This window comes from Hymenobacter terrenus, from assembly GCF_000972495.1.
In the GTDB taxonomy this organism is placed as follows: Bacteria; Bacteroidota; Bacteroidia; order Cytophagales; family Hymenobacteraceae; genus Hymenobacter; species Hymenobacter terrenus.
On record NZ_LATM01000113.1, the window covers coordinates 1 to 1,245 of the forward strand.

The 1,245-nt window shown below is 48.0% G+C and carries 1 protein-coding gene and 1 pseudogene; both read left to right on the plus strand.

Annotated features, from left to right (window positions below):
- Window positions 1-61: 61 nt before the first annotated feature.
- A pseudogene (locus tag WX88_RS31680) lies at window positions 62-526 on the plus strand (SMI1/KNR4 family protein).
- Complete coding sequence (locus WX88_RS26710; RefSeq protein ID WP_046247488.1) at window positions 523-981, plus strand: SMI1/KNR4 family protein; 459 nt, start codon at window positions 523-525, stop codon at window positions 979-981. Before WX88_RS31680 ends, WX88_RS26710 begins: the two are co-directional and overlap by 4 nt.
- The last annotated feature ends 264 nt before the right edge of the window (window positions 982-1,245 follow it).

A 1,245-nucleotide genomic window follows, 5' to 3' on the forward strand; every position in this document is an offset into this window, starting at 1 on the left:
GAAATATACGTCCTGCTTCTGTCCGTCATTCCTAGACCACCTCACCTGCCAACCCCTCATCATGAACATCACGCCTTGGGGAGAAAATAGTGAAGAAGCCGTTCTGACGTTCGAGCAACAAATCGGCTTCACGCTGCCGGAGAACTATCGGAACTTCCTGCTCAAAAACAACGGGGTTGAGGTACTGAATCAATCCTTTTTCGTTCAGGACTTGGACCAAGAAATCAAGCTCCAAGTACTTTTCGGGCTACATAATGTATCCTCTCGCGTCCTAACGCTGAGCCACTAGCTGAGCGAATATGAGGACGAGTTGGGCCCAGATACGCTGCTAATTGGAAAAGACCGAGGAGGTAATTTTTTACTCTATACCGTAGCAGGCGAGGACCGGGGCATTTACTATTGGGACACCCGGGATTTCTTCCCGCAATCGGCTGAGCCAGAAGGCAACATCTACTTTGTAGCGGACACTTTTACTGAGTTCTTCGATTCGTTGCGCGACTACATCCCCGCTAATTCTTCATCATGAACATCACGTCTTGGGGAGAAAATAGTGAAGAATCTATTCTTGCTTTTGAAAAGCAAATCGGCTTTCACCTACCTGAAGACTACCGTCAATTTCTAATAAAGAACAACGGAGCCGCTGTTAACAGCCAGACGTTTTTTGTTAAAGACCTTGAGCAAGACGTGCTAATGGATGTTTTCTATGGTATCACTAACTCGGAAGCCCGCAGCCTAACGTTGGGGTACTGGGTGAAAGAATACGCAGATGAAGTAAGTGAAAATGAGTTGGTCATTGGTAGTGACCCCGGTGGCCACCAAATCCTATACATTACCACTGGCGAAGACAAAGGCATTTACTATTGGGACACAAATCATTTCTTTAAAAAATCTAGGGAAGGAGAGGGAGATACTTACTTTCTAGCCGAAACCTTCACTGAATTTTGCGACTTGCTGCGCGATTACACCTACACCCCTTCTTAGCGTTTGGCCGCTAGCCTCGCCGGTTTATCCCATCATGAATATCACGCCTTGAGGGGGAATGATGAATAAGTCGTGCAAGCATTCGAGCAACAAATAGGCTTTAGCCTACCAACTAAATCCTACCGGCTCTATGAGCGGTCATCGCCATAGCTTCTTCGATTTGCTTGTGGTTGACGAAGCCCCCCGGCTCTGCTGAGTGCCGCAGGGCGTTTACCTGCTCAGCAAAAAGCCCCGCTGCCGACTGGCAAGCGGGGCTTTTTGCTG

Excerpts from the sequence above, each read along its gene's own strand:
- WX88_RS26710 (WP_046247488.1), top strand. The coding sequence starts at position 523 with ATGAACATCACGTCTTGGGGAGAAAATAGTGAAGAATCTATTCTTGCT.